Annotated in this window: 23 protein-coding genes and 1 pseudogene; 5 read left to right on the forward strand and 19 right to left on the reverse strand. The window is 28.7% G+C overall.

All coding sequences use genetic code 11. The features are described 5' to 3' along the window. Positions 1 to 21: 21 nt before the first annotated feature. The 4 genes from GOQ29_RS01340 to GOQ29_RS01355 form a co-directional block, all read right to left on the reverse strand. On the reverse strand, positions 22 to 396 hold the full coding sequence (locus GOQ29_RS01340; RefSeq protein WP_203370661.1) for a CoA-binding protein: 375 nt from the start codon (positions 394 to 396) through the stop codon (positions 22 to 24). Positions 397 to 448: 52 nt separating this feature from the next. Then, positions 449 to 1,096, reverse strand: coding sequence for a YigZ family protein (locus tag GOQ29_RS01345; protein ID WP_203370662.1), 648 nt, complete (start codon positions 1,094 to 1,096; stop codon positions 449 to 451). Positions 1,097 to 1,218: 122 nt separating this feature from the next. Then, positions 1,219 to 2,388 (reverse strand): M20 family metallopeptidase, encoded by a 1,170-nt coding sequence (locus tag GOQ29_RS01350; protein ID WP_252187475.1) that lies wholly within the window; start codon positions 2,386 to 2,388, stop codon positions 1,219 to 1,221. A gap of 180 nt (positions 2,389 to 2,568) precedes the next feature. Continuing rightward, positions 2,569 to 3,000 carry an NUDIX domain-containing protein gene (locus GOQ29_RS01355; protein WP_203370664.1) on the reverse strand — a complete coding sequence of 144 codons (432 nt, stop codon included), beginning with the start codon at positions 2,998 to 3,000 and terminating at the stop codon, positions 2,569 to 2,571. Positions 3,001 to 3,137: 137 nt separating this feature from the next. On the opposite strand from GOQ29_RS01355, the gene GOQ29_RS01360 reads away from it, so the two are divergent. Further along, on the forward strand, positions 3,138 to 3,593 hold the full coding sequence (locus GOQ29_RS01360; protein WP_203370666.1) for a DUF3189 family protein: 456 nt from the start codon (positions 3,138 to 3,140) through the stop codon (positions 3,591 to 3,593). On the opposite strand, the gene GOQ29_RS01365 is transcribed toward GOQ29_RS01360, so the two are convergent. Together GOQ29_RS01365 and yunB are read right to left on the reverse strand one after the other, a co-directional pair. Then, positions 3,586 to 4,227: a helix-turn-helix domain-containing protein gene (locus GOQ29_RS01365; protein WP_203370668.1), complete on the reverse strand. Its 642-nt coding sequence runs from the start codon at positions 4,225 to 4,227 to the stop codon at positions 3,586 to 3,588. The genes GOQ29_RS01360 and GOQ29_RS01365 overlap by 8 nt on opposite strands. Positions 4,228 to 4,347: 120 nt before the next feature. Further along, the gene (gene yunB, locus GOQ29_RS01370; RefSeq protein ID WP_203370670.1) at positions 4,348 to 4,995 is read right to left on the reverse strand and encodes a sporulation protein YunB; all 648 of its coding nucleotides are present in this window, start codon (positions 4,993 to 4,995) and stop codon (positions 4,348 to 4,350) included. A gap of 210 nt (positions 4,996 to 5,205) precedes the next feature. On the opposite strand from yunB, the gene GOQ29_RS01375 reads away from it, so the two are divergent. Further along, entirely contained in the window at positions 5,206 to 8,259 is a 3,054-nt protein-coding gene (locus GOQ29_RS01375) for a penicillin-binding protein 1A (protein ID WP_203370672.1), read from the forward strand. A gap of 45 nt (positions 8,260 to 8,304) precedes the next feature. On the opposite strand, the gene GOQ29_RS01380 is transcribed toward GOQ29_RS01375, so the two are convergent. The 10 genes from GOQ29_RS01380 to spoIIAA form a co-directional block, all read right to left on the reverse strand. After that, positions 8,305 to 9,756: a spore germination protein gene (locus tag GOQ29_RS01380; protein ID WP_203370674.1), complete on the reverse strand. Its 1,452-nt coding sequence runs from the start codon at positions 9,754 to 9,756 to the stop codon at positions 8,305 to 8,307. After that, positions 9,753 to 10,316, reverse strand: coding sequence for a stage V sporulation protein SpoVABEA (gene spoVAEA / locus GOQ29_RS01385; RefSeq protein ID WP_203370676.1), 564 nt, complete (start codon positions 10,314 to 10,316; stop codon positions 9,753 to 9,755). Before spoVAEA ends, GOQ29_RS01380 begins: the two co-directional genes overlap by 4 nt. Positions 10,317 to 10,326: 10 nt before the next feature. Further along, positions 10,327 to 10,683, reverse strand: a complete 357-nt coding sequence (gene spoVAE, locus GOQ29_RS01390; protein ID WP_203370678.1) for a stage V sporulation protein AE — start codon at positions 10,681 to 10,683, stop codon at positions 10,327 to 10,329. An 11-nt stretch (positions 10,684 to 10,694) separates the two neighbouring features. Next, entirely contained in the window at positions 10,695 to 11,714 is a 1,020-nt protein-coding gene (gene spoVAD, locus GOQ29_RS01395) for a stage V sporulation protein AD (protein WP_203370680.1), read from the reverse strand. A gap of 11 nt (positions 11,715 to 11,725) precedes the next feature. Further along, the gene (gene spoVAC / locus GOQ29_RS01400; RefSeq protein ID WP_203370682.1) at positions 11,726 to 12,169 is read right to left on the reverse strand and encodes a stage V sporulation protein AC; all 444 of its coding nucleotides are present in this window, start codon (positions 12,167 to 12,169) and stop codon (positions 11,726 to 11,728) included. A 15-nt stretch (positions 12,170 to 12,184) separates the two neighbouring features. Next, on the reverse strand, positions 12,185 to 12,607 hold the full coding sequence (locus GOQ29_RS01405) for a stage V sporulation protein AB (protein WP_203370684.1): 423 nt from the start codon (positions 12,605 to 12,607) through the stop codon (positions 12,185 to 12,187). A gap of 8 nt (positions 12,608 to 12,615) precedes the next feature. Further along, positions 12,616 to 13,239: a stage V sporulation protein AA gene (locus GOQ29_RS01410; protein WP_203370707.1), complete on the reverse strand. Its 624-nt coding sequence runs from the start codon at positions 13,237 to 13,239 to the stop codon at positions 12,616 to 12,618. A 216-nt stretch (positions 13,240 to 13,455) separates the two neighbouring features. After that, a complete protein-coding gene (gene sigF, locus GOQ29_RS01415) occupies positions 13,456 to 14,223 on the reverse strand; it encodes an RNA polymerase sporulation sigma factor SigF (RefSeq protein WP_203370685.1) in 768 nt (255 codons plus the stop codon). Between the two features lie 4 nt (positions 14,224 to 14,227). Beyond that, positions 14,228 to 14,665: an anti-sigma F factor gene (spoIIAB, locus tag GOQ29_RS01420; RefSeq protein ID WP_203370687.1), complete on the reverse strand. Its 438-nt coding sequence runs from the start codon at positions 14,663 to 14,665 to the stop codon at positions 14,228 to 14,230. A 13-nt stretch (positions 14,666 to 14,678) separates the two neighbouring features. Further along, complete coding sequence (gene spoIIAA, locus GOQ29_RS01425; protein ID WP_350445954.1) at positions 14,679 to 15,014, reverse strand: anti-sigma F factor antagonist; 336 nt, start codon at positions 15,012 to 15,014, stop codon at positions 14,679 to 14,681. 190 nt (positions 15,015 to 15,204) lie between these two features. Here spoIIAA and GOQ29_RS01430 point away from each other — a divergent pair, with 190 nt between their 5' ends. Further along, entirely contained in the window at positions 15,205 to 16,146 is a 942-nt protein-coding gene (locus tag GOQ29_RS01430; protein ID WP_484477046.1) for a phosphoglycerate dehydrogenase, read from the forward strand. A gap of 180 nt (positions 16,147 to 16,326) precedes the next feature. Here the strand turns inward: GOQ29_RS01430 and GOQ29_RS14925 are convergent, their stop codons facing one another. The 3 genes and pseudogenes from GOQ29_RS14925 to GOQ29_RS15185 all read right to left on the reverse strand — a co-directional run. Next, complete coding sequence (locus tag GOQ29_RS14925; RefSeq protein WP_203370692.1) at positions 16,327 to 17,799, reverse strand: DUF92 domain-containing protein; 1,473 nt, start codon at positions 17,797 to 17,799, stop codon at positions 16,327 to 16,329. Positions 17,800 to 18,021: 222 nt separating this feature from the next. Then, positions 18,022 to 18,549 (reverse strand): O-acetyl-ADP-ribose deacetylase, encoded by a 528-nt coding sequence (locus GOQ29_RS01440; RefSeq protein WP_203370694.1) that lies wholly within the window; start codon positions 18,547 to 18,549, stop codon positions 18,022 to 18,024. Next, positions 18,542 to 18,634, reverse strand: a pseudogene (locus GOQ29_RS15185) (hypothetical protein); the annotation flags it as partial. The gene GOQ29_RS01440 and the pseudogene GOQ29_RS15185, both read right to left, overlap by 8 nt. A 340-nt stretch (positions 18,635 to 18,974) precedes the next feature. Here GOQ29_RS15185 and GOQ29_RS01450 point away from each other — a divergent pair. Next, positions 18,975 to 19,574 (forward strand): PadR family transcriptional regulator, encoded by a 600-nt coding sequence (locus GOQ29_RS01450; RefSeq protein WP_203370696.1) that lies wholly within the window; start codon positions 18,975 to 18,977, stop codon positions 19,572 to 19,574. Then, positions 19,564 to 20,817, forward strand: coding sequence for an acyl-CoA thioesterase/bile acid-CoA:amino acid N-acyltransferase family protein (locus tag GOQ29_RS01455; RefSeq protein ID WP_203370698.1), 1,254 nt, complete (start codon positions 19,564 to 19,566; stop codon positions 20,815 to 20,817). The genes GOQ29_RS01450 and GOQ29_RS01455 overlap by 11 nt, the downstream gene beginning before the upstream one ends. The last annotated feature ends 152 nt before the right edge of the window (positions 20,818 to 20,969 follow it).

Here is a 20,969-nt window from a genome sequence, read left to right on the forward strand (position 1 = left end):
CCTACAATCCCTGTTTTTTATTTATCCTAATTCTACTAATACACAATTATTATTAGCTATATTGAAATTATTTTCTTTTGCTTTGTTTAATACTTCATTATTAGAGGTTCCTGGTTGAAACCATAGATTTTTAATTCCTTTTTTCTTGGCCTCATCAATAGCCTTATAACTTATTTTAGGTGATACAACAAAATTCAATACATCTGGAGTTGCAGGTAAATTCTCTACACTTTTATAGCATTTTTCTCCTTCAATATCTTCATACTTTGGATTAATCGGATATACTTCATAACCATGGTCTTTTAATTTCTTATATATTTTATAGCCAAACTTTTCTTTATTAGGAGTTACCCCTAAAACAGCCCATACCTTTTTATTTAACATATCTTTCTTCATATTTCACCCTCCTAAATTAAATAATACCCTGATTATTATATAATTAACATCTTTATCTTATTATTTTACCATCTTTTAATGAAAAAAATTCTTCATTCAATTCTATTATATTTACATTCCCACTACTTAAATTCATTAATATTTCTTTTAAATTCTTCATATTATTTTTTTCTACCAAAATAATTATATTAACAGCATCATCATATATTACATCATCTATTACATATCCTAACCTATTTAGTTCATTCTCTACTTTTCCATACAATGTATAATTAATTCTTGCTTTTATTCTTTTAAATAATACCTTTTCAACAATTAACGCATCATCTAATGCAATTTTAGCTCCTTTTGTATATGCTCTTACTAATCCTCCAGTCCCTAGTTTAGTTCCTCCAAAATACCTAGTTACTACGACTACTGCATTTCGTAAATCTGCTTTTTTTATAACCTCTAATACTGGTATGCCAGCTGTACCACTTGGTTCACCATCATCACTATATCTTTGTATATTACTATTTTCTCCGAAAACATATGCAGGTACATTATGAGTAGCATCTTTATGCTTTTCTTTAATTTTATCAATAAATTCAACAGCCTCTTCTTCTGATTCTATATGTTTTGCATAACCAATAAACTTAGATTTTTTTTCAATAAAATAATCTTCTCCATAATTATGTACTGTATTATATCTATCCTTCATTCAATCGCTCCTCATATAATAATAAAATATATTTCTTACTTTATTATATTTTATTTTTTTTAAATATAAAAGAAGCAAAACTTATCCCTTTAATTATTAATATAAATTTTAATCTCATCACTTTATCTCTTCGTATTTTCAAATTCTTTCTTTACTTCTTCTAATAAATTTTTATTCTCAATAATATCTATAGCTGTTAACACTAAGGCTCCTATAGCCTTCATAGCCGAATCATAAGCTAATTCAGTATCTGTTGCCTTAGCTAATTCTCTAGTATGACCTGTTATTTCCCTATCAGCTATGCCAAAATAAGGATGTATAGCAGGACACACATGACTTACATTTCCCATATCTAATGATCCTGTACTCTCTTCAAAAGGTTTTATATATTCTACTCCCATATCCTTTATTCTTTCATTATAAATCTTAGATAATGCTCTATTAGTTATCATATTATCATAGGATAATTCATAGTTAGTTATTTCTAATTCTGTTCCTGCTGCTAAAGATGCTCCCTTAGCACAATTTTTGATTTTTTTACTTAATTCTATTAGATATTCCTTTGTAGTAGCTCTTACGTAAAATTGACATATAGCAAGGTCAGGTACTATATTAGCTGCACTTCCTCCTTCTATTATTACCCCATGAACTCTAGCATCAGATCTTATATGTTCTCTTAAAGCATTAATATTATTGAAAGTATTTATAGCAGCATCTAAAGCATTAATTCCCTTTTCTGGACTTGCTGCAGCATGAGCTGTTTTTCCTCTAAATGTAAATTGAATAGCCTCTAGTGCTAAAGAAGTACCACTTTCCTCATGAAAATCTGAAGGATGAGCCATTAGAGCTATATCTACATCATCAAAAGCTCCACCATCTACCATTCTAACCTTTGCTCCACTAGTTTCCTCTGCAGGAGTACCTATTACTAATACCTTTCCAGAAAGATTATCTAATAGTTTCTTTAAAACTATACCGGAGCCTGTACTTACAGTTCCAAGTAAATTATGCCCACAACCATGACCTATATCTGGTAAAGCATCATATTCTGCTAAATAAGCTATAGTTGGACCTTCCTTTCCAGAATCATATTCTGCCCTAAAAGCTGTATCCATTCCCATATATTTTTCTTCTACATTAAATCCACATTTTTTTAATATATCTATATGCTTTTTACTAGACTTATACTCCTCATATCCTAATTCTGGATTGTTCAAAATATATCTACTTAAACCTATAAGATCCTCTCTGATTTCAGAAATAATGTCCTCTACTCTATTAATCATTTTCATATCTTCCTCTCTACTTTATATCTTTTTATTACCTTCTCTATTCTATTTATCATATAAGCACTAAATATCTATTAAAAATAAACTTAACCCCCTGAATCATAAGTTCAGAGGGTGGTTACATCTCATAATTCATAGATTAAAAACTTAGGTATACTTCAACTGATTTCCTCTACTGCTTTTTTATACTATTGCTAAATCTTCTTTTTTAAGTTTCAAGTATTTTTTATAGGATAAATTAACTAAAGACTTATCCTGACTATATGTGATTCTATCTAAAGCTTCTTCTATACCAAAAAATCCTCCGTCTTTAAATTCATTATTATTTATATTATATTCTTCACTGTCTGCCTCCATAATAAACCAAATTATTTCATTGCAAACCGGTTTTTGTCTAGATAAAGAATAAAATTCGTAACTAGTTTCTCCAGCTGTAGAAATAATTTTAAAGCTTAAGCCAGTTTCTTCTTTCACTCTTAGCTTAGCTGTTTCTATAGCTAAATCACCATTACGAATTTTTCCTTTAGGTAATACCCATTCATTTTTTTCATTTTTAAGAATAAAAACCTTATCATTATAAAAAATTATCCCTCCAGAGCATATTCTTAAGAGCATAGGTAACGCCTCCTCTTCTATTATTAATTATATAATACAATAATATGTCTGAAAATTCAATAGATTCATGGAAGTTTTAAAAGTTATAATACACTCTATTATTGGATACTATAAAATTAATAGTAAGGAGGTATTGTATGGATATAATATATCATTGTGTAGGAGGAACACATTCTTCTGTAATAGCTGCATCCATTCATTTGGGAATGTTGCCAAATAAAGAAAAACCTAAATTAAAAGAAATAATAAATTTCCCCTTTTTTGATAGATTAAAAAAAGAAGAACAAGGAAAAATAATTCTAAGAGGCATAGATGAAAAAGGTAATAAAATATATACCATAAGTCGTCAATTTGTCCCTGAACTTGTTATTCCTGCAATTATTGATTCTTATAAAATAGCTGGGGGAAATTTGAATAACCTAATTTTAGTTAATACTATGTCCTCTGTAAATTTTCTTATGAAAATAGGAGGCTTTAGTTCTAGAAGATTAGGTTTAGTAAGTTTTGGAAGACCTATTGTTGCTAAGGGAACACTAAAAGCATATGAAGATATTATCAAAATAGTAAAGGATACTAAGTCTAAAATTAATTAGTATCCTTTATATTCAATATAGCCTCTTTTGCTGCTCGTCTAACATAATCCTTTTCATACTTATTATATAATATATATTCTAATAAATTTACAGTATTCATATCTCCAATTTTCCTTACAGATTTTATAGCATATTGTTTTACTTGAGAGTTACTATCATTAAATAAGCTTTCAAAAAGGTTTTTATACTCTTTCTTACCAATCTTACCTAATGCCGAGCATGCTAATCTACGAAAATTAACATTTTTACTTTTTAATTCCATTTTTAAAAATGGAACTAACTTTTCTTCTTTTAATTCTCCAATTAACCATATCAATATCATTCTATCTTCAACATTCTTAAATTTAATATATCTTTTATAAATTTCTTCTGCTAATTCTTTTCTTCCTTCTTCAGTTAACCTCTCTAAATATTCAATTCTTTGCCTTTTATCCATACTTATTATCTTTATTAATCTATCTTCTTTCTTTATATTTGAATATTTTATCTTACCCTCAATAATATGTTTTTCAATTTCTTTATATGGAATATTTCTAATTTTAGATATAACTTCAATGCTCTTACCTTCCATATATAATAAATAGCTTATATGAAAACTCTCCATTTTATCTATATTATTCCATTTAAAATTCATAAATATCACCTAATCTATAGTATATTTCGCATTCACGTTCAAACTCTTTCCTCTAAATTTCTATCCATTAATTAAACTCAAATCTTTGTTTATTATATTATAACAAATAATTGGAGTTTTTTACTCTACTACATTCAAAAATTTATCTTCTGGTACATTTATATAACTTTCCGGTACATCTCCAACTATTACCGTTTCAGCGATTGGTATAGTTGAAGTTATGCTTACAGTATCAGATGCTAATGGTAAAATTATTCTCACATCTGACTTTATTATTAAATAAACTCTATGCATTGTTTGATTTATACCTGCTTCATTAAACTCTGTAGCAAAATCTACAGTTGCTGAACCCTGAGGAATCATTTCCATATTAAGTTTGGGACCATATTGAGATAAAACTTGACTATTAATTGCATTTCCTAAAGGTATTTTAACCTCATTAATTCCCATCTGTTTTAATTTTTCTTGAACATCCAAAGCTAGATCAGAAGCTATACTATTCATAAGTATTGTATTTGCTTGCATTGAAGTTAATTTACCATCATTATCATATTTTAAGAATATTAAATCTTTATATTTTATATCTTCTCCTATCTTTTCTTTTACTGCATCATTTATAACTTGAGTAGCTACCATTCTTGCCCTTACTTCACTTATAGCTAATATAGTTGGTCTAATATTTCTATCAAGTATTCTAAATCCATATATTAAAAATACAATAATAAGTACTATTACTATATATCTTATTTTGAAAGATCTATATTTCATATCTATACCTCCCTGTATTCTATTATATGTGTAATAAAAACTTAATTTACCTAATATAAAATTTGTTATATAATATATTCTAATGGATATTATTATGATAGTGTATTTAAATAAGTGGATTTTAAAAGGATTTTAAAAAAGTTTCGTATTTATGGTATAATTAGCTTGAATTTAATAAAATTACCTTCATAAATATAAAGGAGGCTACAAATGTCGAATGAAAATAGAAAAAATAAAGTCAAAAATAATAAAAAAGCTAAAACAGATAAAAAGAAAAAAAATTTTACTGTATTAAAAGTTTTTTTAATAATACTTCTTGTTGGAGTATTTATTGGAGCTGGCACAATTGGTGGAATGGTATATGGAGTAATCAAAGATTCACCAGATATTAATCCCTACCACGATATACAAGCATTAAGCGAAAATTCAAAAATATACGACCAAAATGGCACTCTAATTGAAGAAATACTTACAGAAGAAAAAAGAACTATGGTAAATCTTAGTGAAATGTCTCCTGATTTACCGGATGCTTTTGTAACTATTGAGGATGAAAGATTTAGGGAACATTTTGGTATTGATCTAAAAGGTATTGGTAGAGCAATAGTAGTAGATATAAAAACTAGATCTTTAGAAGAAGGAGCAAGTACTATAACACAACAACTAGTAAGAAACTTATATCTTTCTAAAGAAAAAGCATTCACAAGAAAAATTAGTGAAGCTTATCTAGCTATAAAAATGGAGAAAGAATTGTCCAAAGATGATATTCTTGAAGCATATTTAAATACCGTATATTTAGGTCAAGGAGCTTATGGAGTTCAAGCTGCTTCGCAAACATATTTTAGTAAAGATGCTAAGGATTTAACATTGGCTGAAGCAACCTTGCTTGCAGGAATAACCCAATCTCCTACAAACAATCAATTATATAAAAAATTAGATCCTGAAAATGTAGAAGATGATGCACAGGTTGTTGGTACAGTTGAGGTATTAGGAAAAAGCTATGTAGCTGTTTTTAATGATGGAGTTATATCTAGACAGCAAAAAATATTATCAAAAATGAAAGAAAATGGTACTATTACAGAAAGTGAATATAATGAAGCTATAAACCAAGATGTAGCTTCCCTTATTAATCCTGGTCAAATGAAAAATGAAAATATAAGCACTTCATATTTCACAGACTATGTAAAAGATGTAGTAACTAATGATTTAGTAGAAAAAGCTGGCTATACTAAAGCGGAAGCTGAAGAAGCTTTATATACAAAAGGACTTAAAATTCATACAACTATAGATATAAATATGCAAAAAAAAGTAGAAAATATGTATGCTTCTTTTGAAGATATAATGGCTAATGGTGGATGGAGAGATTTAATAGATACTAATATCCAAAATGGTAATATAGTAGATAACAATGGGAAAATTGCCTATTATGCAAAAGAAAATCTTCTAGATAATGAAGGTAATATAATAATTCCAAAAGATTCCTATTCTATTGATGAAAATGGCAATTTAACAATAAAATCATCTAAAATACATTATTCAAATTTAAATGTAGCAGATTATTATACATCTAAAAATGGTACTTTATATACCCATCCTACTTGGTCGCTAAGTATACCAGAAGAAAATTGGACTGCTAACTCAGATGATAAAAGTTTTACAATTAACTCAGATTATTTAGAAGAAAATAAAGATCTTTATAAAATTAACGATAATAATACACTATTAATTTCAACAGATGCATTCTATAATGATGAAGATGGTGTGATTCAACCTCAATCAGCTATTACAATAATGGACCATCATACAGGTTTTGTAAAAGCTATAGTTGGTGGTAGAGATTCAAAGGGTCAAAGAATATTTAATAGAGCTACTGATGCAGCTAGACAACCTGGTTCAGCTATTAAACCTTTAGGAGTATACACTCCTGCCTTAGATAATGGATTCACTGCAGCATCAGTAATTGATGATGTTCCCCATTATGTAAATGGTAAATTATGGCCTAAGAACTTTGTAAGTGGAGCTTTCTATGGTTTAACACCATTAAGAAAAGCTGTTGAACATTCATATAATGTTTCTGCAGTTAAATTTTTAGAAAAAGTTGGTATAAATACTTCTATGGATTATTTAGCAAAATTCGGTATTATTAATACTGAAAATCCATCAAAAGATACTTTCGTAACTGCTAAAGAAGCAACAAATGGAATTTCTGATGAAAATTTATCAGCTTTAGCCCTAGGTGGTATGACAAAAGGTATTACACCTTTAACAATGACTGCTGCATATAGTGCTATTGCTAATGATGGAATTTACACTGAGCCTCTTGTATATACAAAAATTGAAAACAATAGAGGTGAAGTTATAATAGACAATAAAGCTAAACAGAATACAGTAGTAAATCCTCAAGTTGCATACTTAATGACAGATATATTAAAAACTGTTGTTAATTCAGGAAGTGGTACTAGAGCTAGAATCTCTGGTATGGATGTAGCAGGTAAAACAGGAACTACCACAGATCAGGCCGACGCTTGGTTTATAGGTTATACCCCATATTACACTGCTGGTGTATGGATGGGAAATGATAGTCCGGCAATAGAATTATCTAACGGTAGTGCCTTTTCATCTCATATTTGGGGATATATAATGAAAGAACTCCACAAAGATTTAGATAATGCTAGATTTAATAGACCAGAAGGTCTTGTAACTAGAGAAGTATGTATGGACTCCGGGAAATTAGCGACTGAAGCATGTCGCCATGACCCAAGGGGTAGTCGTGTTCATACTGAATTATTTGTAAATGGTACTCAACCTACAGAAAAATGTGATGTTCATGTTGAAGCAAAAATAGATACATCTACAGGAAAACTAGCTACTGAATATTGTCCAGATAATGTAGTAGAAACAAGAGTATTTATTAAAAGACCTATACCTTACAATCCAGCTGATAATCATGGAATTAAACCAAGGGATTATGAATATCAATTACCTACAGAAAAATGTGATAAACACAATAAAAAAACACTAAAAGATTATTTAGATGATTTATTAGGTGGAGATGATAAAGATAAAGATGATAAAAAAGATAAAAAAGATGAAGATAAAAAAGGTGAAGATAAAGATAATGAAGGAAGCGAAGAAGATAATGATGATATAGATATACCTGAAGAACCTAAAGATCCAACACCTCCACCTCCTGAAGAAGAAGGGGAAGATCCACATGAAAAACCTAAAGAACCTGAAGAGCCTAAAAATCCACCTAAAGATCAATAATCAAACATTAAAAACTACACAAAATAAGGAAGGCATATGCCTTCCTTATTTTTTTGAAATTTTATCTTTAGGTTTTAATATTTCTGGTCTTCTCTTCACTTCAGGAATTGGTTTTCTCATTATTACATTAGATAATGCCTTACCATTAAAAGGCATCAAAGGCCATAGATAATTTATTCCTCCAAAAGATTTAGTCTTGTATAGTATTATAAAGAGTAAAATAAGCCCTATCAAAAGTCCATAAGGACCAAGTAATCCTCCACTAATTAACAAAAGTAATCTAAATAATCTTAAAGCTAAAGAAAATTCTATACTTGGAGTAGCAAACATTCCTATTCCCGAAATAGCTGTATACAATACAGTCTCGGGAATAATCCATCCTACTTGAACCGCAAAATCACTAAGTAATAAAGCTCCTATAATCCCTAATGATGTTGTTAATGCATTTGGAGTATGTACCGATGCTGTTCTAAGCATATCTAAGCCAATTTCTAGTATTAAAAATTGAACTAATAAGGGTATTTCCCCTATTTCCTTGGGACCAATAAATTTTAATGCTTCAGGTAATAGTTCTGTGTTATTAGCTAATACTAACCACAAAGGACTCACTATCAAAGAAAAAAATATAGCTAAAAATCTAACCCATCTCATATAAGTTCCTATTGTAGGATTTTGATAATAATCTTCTGCATGTTGAGTAAAATGAAACATTGTTACTGGCAATATCATAACACTAGGCGTAGTATCTACGATCAATACAATATGGCCTTCTAATAAATGTGCTGCTATCACATCAGGCCTTTCTGTAAATCTAGCTTGTGGAAATGGACTGATACTTTTTCCCAATATATATTCTTCTAAACTTTTTTCTGCCATTACTAATGAATCAGTATCTATTTGATCTAATTTATCTTTAATACTTTTTACTAAATCATCATTCGTTAAATCTTCAATATATCCTATTACTACATCTGTTTTAGATCTCTTTCCCACATTCTTAATCTCAAATCTCAAATTAGGATCTCTTATTCTTCTTCTTATAAGAGCTGTATTAAATATTATTGTTTCTACAAATCCATCTCTAGAACCTCTAGTTACTCTTTCAAGATCTGGTTCTTCAGGCCCTCTTGCTGGATATTCCCTTGTATCTATTATTATTGCCTTATCTAAACCTTCCACAATTAATATTGAAGCCCCAGCAAGTAACATATACTCTATATTTTCAAATTCATCAGATTCTTCACATTCAATATAAGGAATTTTTTCTGAAATTAATTTTTCCAATGTATTAGGTACAATTTCATCATAATCAACTTTTTGTAATACTTTTAATATAAAAAGCATCATATCATCTTTAGCAAATCCATCTATAAAAAATACTGATGCATTTTTACTTCCGATAATTATATCTCTTTTTACTGTATCAAAACTTGTTCCTACACCAATTCTTTCTGACAAATAATTAATATTCTTTTTATATTTTTTATATAATTTCATATATTATTTTTCCTCTCTAAGATTTCAGTTAAAGCCTTAGAAATAATAGGAGCACCAATTTTACAATCATCTAAACCACCCATCTTTCCAATATCACCTATTCCTATTATCAAAGGGAAGTCATAAGATTCTAATATATCAACGGTATCACCATACACTCTCTTATCATTAGTAGGTTTCCCTTCTTTATCAACTCCTCCATCTACTATATTACCTTTACAATCAATAGAAAAATCCACCTCTACTCCTGATACATATTCTGTATTAGATGCCACTGCAACTACACCTAATACTTTAACTCTATCATCGGAAATTATATCACTAAGGGCTTGTTCTCCCACTCCATATTCAGGATCTCCCTTATCATCAACCATTACAACAACTGGATCATGTTTTGCTGTAACTACTAAATCAACTATTTCCTTTCCTGTTAATTTTGTAGGATTTCCCCAAGACTTTGATATACATCTTCCACCTACATTTTTTATAGCAACTTCCATTGCTTTCTTAGCTTTTTTATCTCCATCAGTTACCAAAATAATATTTCTTTTCTTTTCCATATAACCATCCTTAACTTTTAGTTTTAGGATCAAAGATTATTGCCATAATATATCCAAATACAATAGCACCAGATACTCCTCCTGCTGTTGCAGTAATTCCTCCTGTAAAGACTCCTATAAGCCCTGATTCCTTAACCGCTTTTACAGCTCCTTTAGCTAAAGAATATCCAAAGCCTGGTAATGGTACTGTAGCTCCAGCTCCAGCAAAACTAACAATAGGCTCATAAATACCAATAGCTGTCAGTATAACCCCTGCTGTTACAAAGGAAACTAATATATGAGCAGATGTTAATTTAGTACTATCTATAAGTATTTGTCCAATTATGCAAATTAATCCTCCAACAATGAAGGCTTTTAAATAATCCATATTTATTCCTCCTAGCTTATATTAGTACAAATACTTACTGCATGAGCGATACCAGGAATAGATTCTCCTTGTTGTGTACTAGTCGGAGAATGTAATGCCCCTGTAGCAACTAGCAAAATCCTATTTATTTTTCTATTTATTAATAAATTATATAAATATCCATTAAACACAGTAGCAGAACATCCACAGCCACTACCACCTGCATGAGTATCTTGTTTTTCATTGTCGAATATTTCCAAACCACAATCTTTATATTTTTCTGTTAAATCCAGTCCCTCTTCCTTAGTCATATCCAATAAAATATCCTTTCCTATAGCGGCTAAATCTCCTGTAACAATATAATCATAATCATCAATTGCAAACCCCGTATCATTAAAATGAGTTATGATTGTATCTACTGCAGCAGGAGCCATTGCTGCACCCATATTAAACACATCTTTTATTCCTGGATCTATTATTTTACCTGTAGTAACATGAGTTATATATGGTCCATTGCCATTCGAAGATAAAATAGATGCTCCTGCTCCAGTAACAGTCCATTGAGCACTAAGAGATCTTTGATTTCCTAACTCTAAAGGAAATCTATATTGCCTTTCTGCTGAACTAAAATGACTAGATGTAACACACACAACCTTATCGGCATATCCTCCATCTACTATCATTGCTCCCAAACTTAAAGACTCTGCCATAGTAGAACATGCACCATATAATCCAAAAAAAGGAATTTGTAAATCTCTTGCAGAATATCCAGAAGCAATAATCTGATTTAATAAATCTCCTCCAAAGATATAATCAATTTCACTTAATGACAAACTCGCCTTATTTAATGCATTGTTTACAGATTTCTTTTGTAATTTTGATTCACTTTTTTCCCATGTACTTTCTCCATACAAATCATCTTCAAGAACAATATCAAAATAATCTTTCAAAGGTCCTTCTCCTTCTTTAGGACCTACTATAGAAGCGGTAGAAATTATAGATGGAGGATTTGAAAATTTTACTGTCTGATTTCCCATTTTTTTTATAGCCATATAACACTCTCCTATTTAGTAAATAAAAAATATAATAATCCATAAATTACTGCAGAACCATATCCATACACCAATACAGGACCAGCTATACTAAACATTTTTGCAGATACTCCTAATACATATCCCTCTTTTTTATATTCCATCGCAGGAGAAACTATAGAATTTGCAAATCCTGTAATAGGCACAATAGAACCTCCTCCAGCAAATTTACCTAATTTATCATATAATCCAAGACCAGTAAAAAAAGCCCCTAGAAATACCAATATTATTGCTGTAACAGTTGATACTTCTTCATTATTCAAACCTATAGAATTAAAATAATTTGTAATTCCCTGTCCTAATGTACATATCAATCCCCCTACAATAAATGCCCTAAATGAATTTTTAAAGTAATTAGTCTTTGGAATCTTTTCATCCACATATTTACTATAATCTTTAATATTAATATTTTTCATTTAATTCTTCCTTTCCTACTTTACTTTTACAAACACTAGCCATTGTAATAAAGAACCAATAACTTTCCCTAATGATATTGCTAAAAGAGGTATTTGTATTAATTTTCCTGCTTTTAATTTTCTTTCTAATACAGGTATTACATTTAGTACTTCAGCTAAAGCCGCAGCTAATAATCCTATAAATGCCCCCAATAGGACTCCAATAGGAATAAGTAAAATTTTTATATTCAGAAAAGATATATCAAAGAAATCAAAAACTGTAGCTAATATACCAGAAGAAATTAATATTCTTTCATAAAAAACTATAAAATTAGAAGAGTCAGTTTTTTGAGCTAATCTAGGTATAATATCTAATAAAGTAAAAAAAGATGCTAATGCTGTTCCTACAACCATTCCTCCAGAAAACATTATTAATATAAATATAAAATATTTATACATTTTTTCACCTAATTCTCTTTTTCATTATGTTTTGTAATATCTATAATGTAATCATCAATACTATTCTCATAAGAATGCATCTCTAATTCTAATGGACTAGGCTGTTTATTCTTTTTCTTTTTTAATACTCTATTAAAAAAAGTAACCATACCTACTCCTAATCCTAAAGAATATGGAATTTTAAGATAAATAGGTTCTACATCTCTTTCTCCTACAACAACATAGCTAATAATACCTAAACTTTTTTCCATATCCACATCTACATGAAAATTTATTATTGCTATCCCAGCGCCTAAAAACAATATGAGAGAAACTAATGTTATTTTTAAAAACTTAAGCACTTTAATCTCTTTTTTTTCGTTCTCAATCTCTATTAATATTTCCGGAGAACCAAACGCTACTATATCTATATCTTCTTTAACTTCTTTTATCTTTTTTATAATATATATCATTGGAATAACTTTATTTTTATCTTCTTTTTCTGTTTTACCTATGACTAATTTTTTTATTTTATTTTGAAATTTATCATCAGATGAAAATACTGATACTAAATCTTCTACTCTAATTTCCTTATTTGATTTAATATTTACTTTAGGTTCTGCTTGTAAAAATAACTCATTATTGCTAATAATAAATCACCCCTTTATTCTTATATACCAGTACAGAACCACTAGGTTTCTCATTTATAGAATTATAATTAGCCTTTATCATATATATGAAAAAAATTAAAATCAAAATAATAATGAAAATTACAATTCTCTTATAAAATTTATTCATATTTTACAGCTCCAGTTTTATATTATTATTTGCAATTTCACTTTTTTAATTCAAAAAAATAAAGGCATAGATTATGCCTTCATTAAATCATCTTTTAAATTACTTAATACCTTTTTTTCTATCCGCGAAACTTGAACTTGAGAAATTCCGAGTTCTTTTGCAATTTCAGTTTGTGTCTTATCTTTAAAATACCTCAACATAATGATCTGTCTTTCTCTTGCATTTAATTTTCTTATAGATTCTTTTAAAGTTATTTTATCTACAATTTCAAAATCACCAGGATCTTCATCTTCAATTTTATCTATTAAATGTATAGGAGAACCATCATTTTGATGAATTATATCATAAAGATAATCAGGAGAATAATTAGATTCTAATGCCATAACAATATCTTCTTTATCAACTTTAATTTCTTCAGAAATTTCTTGGATAGTTGGCTCTCTTCCTAATTCTTTTGATAACCTTTCTTTACTTTGTTTTACCTTATTAGCAGTTTGTTTCAATGACCTGCTTACTTTTATAATTCCATCATCCCTTAAAAATCTCCTTATTTCACCAATTATCATAGGAATAGCATATGTCGAAAATTTCACATTATAGCTCGTATCAAACTTTTGAATCGCCTTTATCAGTCCTATAGACCCTAATTGAAATATATCTTCAGAATCGTATCCTCTATTAGAAAACTTTTTAATAACACTTCGAATAAGTCCAAGATTATGATTCACTAGAATATCTTGAGCACTTCCATTTCCTTCCTGAGCCTTCTTGATTAATTCAACTGTTTCTTCATGACTTAATAAATCATGATTCTTATTTTGAGCATTAGAAAATTTCATAAATCTACTCCTCAAAAGATGGTTTATTAAATTCTTTTACCATTTTTATTTTGGTACCCTTATTTTCCTCAGAACAAATCTCAAGACTATCCATAAAAGTTTCCATAACAGTAAATCCCATTCCTGATCTTTCTAATTCTGGTCTAGATGTATAGAAAGGTTCTCTTGCTGCTTGAATATTCGATATACCAACACCAAAGTCTTCTATAATTATTTCCAATCTATTATCTATAATATTACATTCAATTATAATTTTTTCTATTTTGCTTTCATAACCATGAATTATAGCATTTGTTACAGCTTCAGAAACAGCAGTCTTTATATCTGCAATCTCTTCAATGGTTGGGTCCAGTTGGGCCGCAAAAGAAGCAACAACAACTCTTGCAAATGCTTCATTCTGAGATTTACTAGGTATTTCTAATTTCATCGTATTATCCTTCATCCTTAACTCCCCTTTACAAATGTTTTAAAACGTCTTCGTTATTCTCATAAATATCAACCAATTTATGGATTCCTGACATATCTAAAATTTTATTAACTCTAAAATTTACGTTAGTAAGAAATAAGCGTCCTCCTAATTCATTTACAAGCTTATATCTTCCCATAATAAGACCTATTCCCGAACTATCCATAAAATTAAGTCCTTTAAGATTGATGGAAATATTTTTATATCCATTTTCATCAAATTCAGAGTCAATCTTCTCTCTTATTCTTTTTGCATTATGATGATCTAATTCACCATTTAAATCTACAAATAAAGTATTTTTTTGATTATTAAATTTTATATTCACTTCTTTCCCTCCTATTTTGTTGCTAGTTTTCTTATTCTCTATTAACATTTATAATCCCTTCAATGAAATTTGACTTGTTTTATATTTTTTTATCTATTTTTGTTATAAATTGAAATACAATCAATAAAATATTCATTTTATAGTTAGATTTTCTATGTAAATGGTATAATAATTATAGGAGGTGTTGTTTGTGAAAGCATTATTTACATATGATTATGGTAAAGAAAAAATGAAAGCAATTGAAGACTTAGGATATGATATCATACTCAAAAAGGAAAAGGATGTTAAACTTACAAACGATATTAAAGATATCGATATATTAGTATGTTATAATCCATTTAATACACTGGACATAACTAAATTAAACACCCTAAAATGGATACAATTATCCAGTACTGGAATGGACCAAGTACCTATGAATATTCTAAAAGAAAATAATATCACTCTTACAAACAATAAAGGTGGATATAGTATTCCTATGGGTGAATGGATAGTAATGAAAATCTTAGAAATGCTTAAAAATAGCAAAGAATTATATAAAAATCAAGAACAAAAAATATGGAAAATTGATACTTCTATTTTAGAATTATTTAATAAAAAAGTAGGATTCATAGGAACTGGCTCTATAGCTCAAGAAACTGCTAAAAGATTACAAGGATTTGAAGTAAAAGTACTAGGTCTAAATACTAAAGGTACTGATACAAAGTATTTTGATAAATGCTATTCAAATAATGAAATAGATAAACTATATAGAGAATCTGATATCGTCGTAATCTCAGTACCCTATACTGAAAAGACTCATCATATGATAGATGAAAAAGCTTTTAATAAGATGAAAGATGGAGTCTATCTAGTAAATATAGCTAGAGGTAGTATAATAAATGAAAAAGATATGATAAAAAATCTTAAATCTGGAAAAATAGCAAAAGCTGCCCTAGACGTATTTGAAGAAGAGCCTTTACCAAAGGATAATGAACTATGGGACTTAAACAATGTAATAGTCACATCCCATAACTCCTGGATATCTGAGATGAAAAATGAGAGAAGATTTAATACCATATATGAAAACATGAAAAGATTTATCCAAGGGAAAGAATTGACAAATAAAGTAAATATTGAAAAGGGATATTAGATAAATTTATTTAATATCCCTTTTCAATATTTAAATTTAAACATCTCTAATCCCATTTTCTTTCTTTCATCATTAAAAGATGCTATAGTTTCAAGCTGTAAGAAAACTAGAAGAAAAAGGATTTAGATCCTCCCTCATAGAAGCAGTAATAGCTAATTATAACAAAATTCTTATTTATTATCATATTATTAATATTGACAATAAAGTAGCAATAAAAATACTTAGGAAATTCACTATATCATTATTAAAAAAGGATATTCCTCTTTTTAGCTTTCTTTTTTTACCATTAATAAATTTCTTCTCGGTTTCATTGTTTTTCTCATCAATATATATTCCTTGAAAAAACGCCCCAAAAACAGAATCTATTAAAGATCCCAATAGTCCAGCAAAAGCTATAATTATTATATAAGTCAAACTTATATCAAAATTTAAGACTACTTTCATATATAATATGGAATATACTCCTATTAATAATGATCCTAAAAATCCTACCAAAGTTCCCAAAGGACTTACAGCACCAGAAGTTCCCTTAGGTACTCTTCTAAAACTTCTTAATGATAATGGAGGCTTATTATTCAATACACCAATTTCTGTAGACCAAGTATCAGCATTTGCCGCTGCAAAAGATGCTGCCAATAACACCAAATGTATTGGAGAGTCATAAACCATATATAGTATTCCATAAAGCAAACCAACCCCGCCATTGGCAAATACTTGAATCAAATCTCTATTCCCTGTCTTATCAAACTGCTTCGCAACATTCTCTTTATACCTTTTCTTATAGTGACTCAAAAGAGATGATGAAATAAAGAACAATATCATAGTAGAGGCTCCATACAATCCAGTAGTTATATATATAATTGTCCCTAAAATAATAGCACCTATCATTCCACTTTTAGTAAGTGACTTTTTCTTATAAGCTAATATGCTTATAAACCCACTAAATATAAGACCTATAATTAATCTATAAATATAAATAGTAATATCTCCTTCCATATTTAATAATAAATATGCTACTAAAGAGCTTATTACAGGCACTGTTATATTATCTAATCCATAAGGAGTAATTATTTCAAATATTGTAGCAATGAAACTAATAATAAAAGACATCATAAAAATTCTAATATTAAAAGATATACTAAAACCAAGAACAATTATACTTATTATCAAAGATACTATAAACATAGTAAATATACCTATGATAGATTTTTTATTTTTACCTATATAGAACTCATTCATACCATATTTTATACCTATCAATGCAGCCAATCCATCACCATAGCCCATTATAAGAATTCCAATAGCTCCTATATAAAGGTTTGTTTCCCAGAAAACCAAGATCAAAATCAATAAGGATATAGGATAATAAACAGTACCTAAAGATTTATTGTCATTCCTTTCAATACTACTAAAATACTCCTTTTTGTAAGATATGTAATTCAGCACTATAAATATAATCGGTGGTATTATAGCATAATAAATACTTTCAATGGTAAACATAGCTATAATCCACCAATTAGATACTCCTATATGTACAAATTTTCTACTGAACTCATCATCAGTATCGGTAAATCTATTTATAATTTCCCCTATAATAAGTATTGCAAATACAAATAAAAAAGATATTATAAGTCCTATTAAATCATTATTCACTCTTGCCACATCCCTTATTATACAATCTAACCACAAGAACTATTATATATTATCACTGTCTTTAGTTCAATTTATTAAAAATTCTTGACCATGCATTAAAAATTATCTTATCATACTATAGTTCAGTGGAAGAATGCTTAACTGGCAATCAAGAAGTCAAAGTTCAAATCCCCTTATCTCCACCAATAAATGTAAAAAGCCTACAATCAGATGATTGTAGACTTATATATTTTTATTTAATTTTTTATAGTATAAATCATAATCCTCCTGGGAAAATGCTACAAATATAACTTCATCAATTTCTCCATATCTATCAATAAAATCTATTACTGCTTTGATAGCGATACTTGAAGCCTCATTCTTAGGATAACCATATACTCCAGTAGATATAGATGGAAAAGCTATAGTTTTCAACTTATTCTTCACTGCTAGTTTCAAGGAATTAAAATATGCATTGTATAAAAATTCCTCTTCATTTTGTTTTCCATCCTTATATATAGGGCCTACAGTATGTATAACCTTTTTACTTGGCATCTTTCCAGCAGTAGTTATCCTAGCCTCTCCAGTGGGACACCCTCCTATTTCTTTACATTCCTTTAGAATTTCTCCTCCTCCAGCCCTATGTATTGCTCCATCTACTCCTCCACCGCCTAATAAGCTATTATTGGCAGCATTTACTATAGCATCTATCTCTAATTTAGTAATATCACCTTTTATTAAATTAATTTTTGTATCTTTATATTTATACATATAAATTCTCCTTTATCTTATTAAGAGTTCTTTCACCTGCATGACCAAAGGGTGTATAACCTAAATCATGTCCTAATACTATGGCTTCAACTAAATCTTCATTTAACTTTAAAGCTCTAGCAACTTGTCTTGATAAATGGGCTTATGAGTTAATCGAGTTCGATTATGTAGATCTAATTTATTATATATTACTTGATTACTTGATTTTTTGTTCTTAGGCGCCTAATATGTGATGGAAATGTCGGACTTTTAACCTCTCTCTAATTTCCTTACTATATACAATTATACTAAGTTTATCTATTATCCTGCAAAAATAAAATTATCTAAAAAATTTATATTAAATCAGTAAATAGTTGACATTTATAAAATATCATGTTATTATATATTCAAATTTGAATATATAATGACTGAAGGAGGAAATAATTTTGACAAAACTAATGTTGTTAGGTTTATTACAACAAAAAGATTTGACTGGTTATGAAATAAAACAATATTTAAATTTAAGTCATGCAGAAAGTTGGGCAGGTATTAAAACGGGCTCAATCTATTATGCCCTCAAAGCGATGGAAGAAAAAAAACTAGTAACAGTTCAATCTGTTGAAAATGTTGGAAATCGTTCACGAACAATCTATTCAATTACTGAAAAAGGAAAAAAATTTTTAAAAAAAGAATTGGAAGATACTCTTAGCAAAGTTGACCTAAATTTTCCTAATTCTTTATACACTTCCTTAACTTTTTTAGGAGAGTTACCTTACAAAAAAGCAATAAAAGCTATTAATACTCACATTAATAAATTAGAAAAAGAATTAGAAAATTGGAAAGCTGATGAAAACTTAAAAGAAAAAGCACAATCAAAACCATTACCTGGTTATATGAAAGCTCTATTTAAAAATGGTTATAAGCATATAAAAGCCAATATAGAATTTTTAAAAGAGATAAGAGAATTACTGCCTAAAGAATCATTTGAAGTTCACTTACCACCATTAAGTAAGATAAAAAAAGGAGAGATTAATAATGAATCCTAAAATAATTGTATCATCAACTAATATGTTAATTGATGAAAATCTTAACCTTCAGATTATAGGATTAAAGCCCAATCAACAAATAAAGATAAAAGCAGAAATGAAAGATGATATGGAAAGAACATGGAGTTCCTTTGCAATTTTTACAGCTAATAATGAAGAAAAGATTGATTTAAATAAAACATCACCCGAAAAAGGTTCTTACACAGGCTGTTATTCCAATGGTTTACTATGGTCTATGAAATTAAAAGAAAAAAATACTTCTTTACCATCTATATTTTTAAAAAATAGTGTCCGACCTCACAAAGTGACTTTTTATTTAGTTTTAGAGGATGAAATAATAGATAAAAAAGAAATAGAAATTAATTTTATTAATTCTAATATTAAACAAATTAATATTGAAAAACCAGTAGTAGGAAAGCTATTTACAAATGAGGAAAAAGATACTCTACCAGCGATAATTGTTGTTGGGGGTTCTACTGGAGGAATGTTTTGGACAGAGCAAGTAGCAGCTTTACTTAGTACAAAAGGATATTCAACTTTTGCTTTAAATTATTTTGATTCTCAAAATAATAAATTACCAGATGAACTATTTGAAATTCAATTAGAATATTTTGAGAAGGCACTTAGTTGGCTTAAAAAACAACCTCAAATTGATAAAAATAATATAAGTATGATGGGAATTTCTAAAGGTGGAGAATTATCATTAGTGCTTGGTTCATATTTTTCTGATAAATTAACTTCTATAGTTAGTTATGTTCCTTCTTCTCATGTATTTGAAGGAATTTCAATGGGAAAACATCCAAGAAAATCATCATGGACTTATAAAAATAAAGCAATAGATTTTATACAATTTTCTGAGGATAGTATATTTTCAATGGATATGAATCCTTTAAATATAAAAAAAATTCATGATGAAGCACTAGCTAAAGCTACCGGTAAAGAATTAAGAAATGCTCGTATACAGATAGAAAATATAAATTGCCCTATTCTTATGATTTCTGGGGAAAAAGATACCACTTGGTCTTCCTCAAAAATGTGTAGTGATATGATGAAAACTATAGAAGAGCATAACAATCCTCATCAATCACAACATATTAACTTTAAAAATATGGGACACACTTTCTTTCTCCCAAATATTCCACCTATTATCGATCATCCATCAGTCACAGCACAAAACGCTGCAAATGCTAATAAAAGCGCTTGGGAATCTACATTAAAATTTTTGTCTAAACATTTTAATTAAAGCCAGATAAAAAACATAGGGATTGAAGATTAAAACTACATACAATCCCTATGTTTAATAAAAGCTATTACCTTAGCCATTTCTATCATAGTCACCATAGAGCCGATGGTCACCCATCGTCCCTGGCACAGATCCCAGCATGCGGATTTCCC

It is taken from the genome of Anaeromonas gelatinilytica, from assembly GCF_016820635.1.
Taxonomy (GTDB): Bacteria; Bacillota; Clostridia; order Tissierellales; family SIT17; genus Anaeromonas; species Anaeromonas gelatinilytica.

What these genes read in the sequence shown, in the direction of transcription:
- GOQ29_RS01340 (WP_203370661.1), bottom strand. Translation starts at nt 396, where the DNA reads ATGAAGAAAGATATGTTAAATAAAAAGGTATGGGCTGTTTTAGGGGTA.
- GOQ29_RS01345 (WP_203370662.1), bottom strand. Translation starts at nt 1,096, where the DNA reads ATGAAGGATAGATATAATACAGTACATAATTATGGAGAAGATTATTTT.
- GOQ29_RS01350 (WP_252187475.1), bottom strand. Translation starts at nt 2,388, where the DNA reads ATGAAAATGATTAATAGAGTAGAGGACATTATTTCTGAAATCAGAGAG.
- GOQ29_RS01355 (WP_203370664.1), bottom strand. Translation starts at nt 3,000, where the DNA reads ATGCTCTTAAGAATATGCTCTGGAGGGATAATTTTTTATAATGATAAG.
- GOQ29_RS01360 (WP_203370666.1), top strand. Translation starts at nt 3,138, where the DNA reads ATGGATATAATATATCATTGTGTAGGAGGAACACATTCTTCTGTAATA.
- GOQ29_RS01365 (WP_203370668.1), bottom strand. Translation starts at nt 4,227, where the DNA reads ATGAATTTTAAATGGAATAATATAGATAAAATGGAGAGTTTTCATATA.
- yunB (WP_203370670.1), bottom strand. Translation starts at nt 4,995, where the DNA reads ATGAAATATAGATCTTTCAAAATAAGATATATAGTAATAGTACTTATT.
- GOQ29_RS01375 (WP_203370672.1), top strand. Translation starts at nt 5,206, where the DNA reads ATGTCGAATGAAAATAGAAAAAATAAAGTCAAAAATAATAAAAAAGCT.
- GOQ29_RS01380 (WP_203370674.1), bottom strand. Translation starts at nt 9,756, where the DNA reads ATGAAATTATATAAAAAATATAAAAAGAATATTAATTATTTGTCAGAA.
- spoVAEA (WP_203370676.1), bottom strand. Translation starts at nt 10,316, where the DNA reads ATGGAAAAGAAAAGAAATATTATTTTGGTAACTGATGGAGATAAAAAA.
- spoVAE (WP_203370678.1), bottom strand. Translation starts at nt 10,683, where the DNA reads ATGGATTATTTAAAAGCCTTCATTGTTGGAGGATTAATTTGCATAATT.
- spoVAD (WP_203370680.1), bottom strand. Translation starts at nt 11,714, where the DNA reads ATGGCTATAAAAAAAATGGGAAATCAGACAGTAAAATTTTCAAATCCT.
- spoVAC (WP_203370682.1), bottom strand. Translation starts at nt 12,169, where the DNA reads ATGAAAAATATTAATATTAAAGATTATAGTAAATATGTGGATGAAAAG.
- GOQ29_RS01405 (WP_203370684.1), bottom strand. Translation starts at nt 12,607, where the DNA reads ATGTATAAATATTTTATATTTATATTAATAATGTTTTCTGGAGGAATG.
- sigF (WP_203370685.1), bottom strand. Translation starts at nt 14,223, where the DNA reads ATGAAATTTTCTAATGCTCAAAATAAGAATCATGATTTATTAAGTCAT.
- spoIIAB (WP_203370687.1), bottom strand. Translation starts at nt 14,665, where the DNA reads ATGAAGGATAATACGATGAAATTAGAAATACCTAGTAAATCTCAGAAT.
- GOQ29_RS01440 (WP_203370694.1), bottom strand. Translation starts at nt 18,549, where the DNA reads ATGTATAAATATAAAGATACAAAAATTAATTTAATAAAAGGTGATATT.
- GOQ29_RS01455 (WP_203370698.1), top strand. Translation starts at nt 19,564, where the DNA reads ATGAATCCTAAAATAATTGTATCATCAACTAATATGTTAATTGATGAA.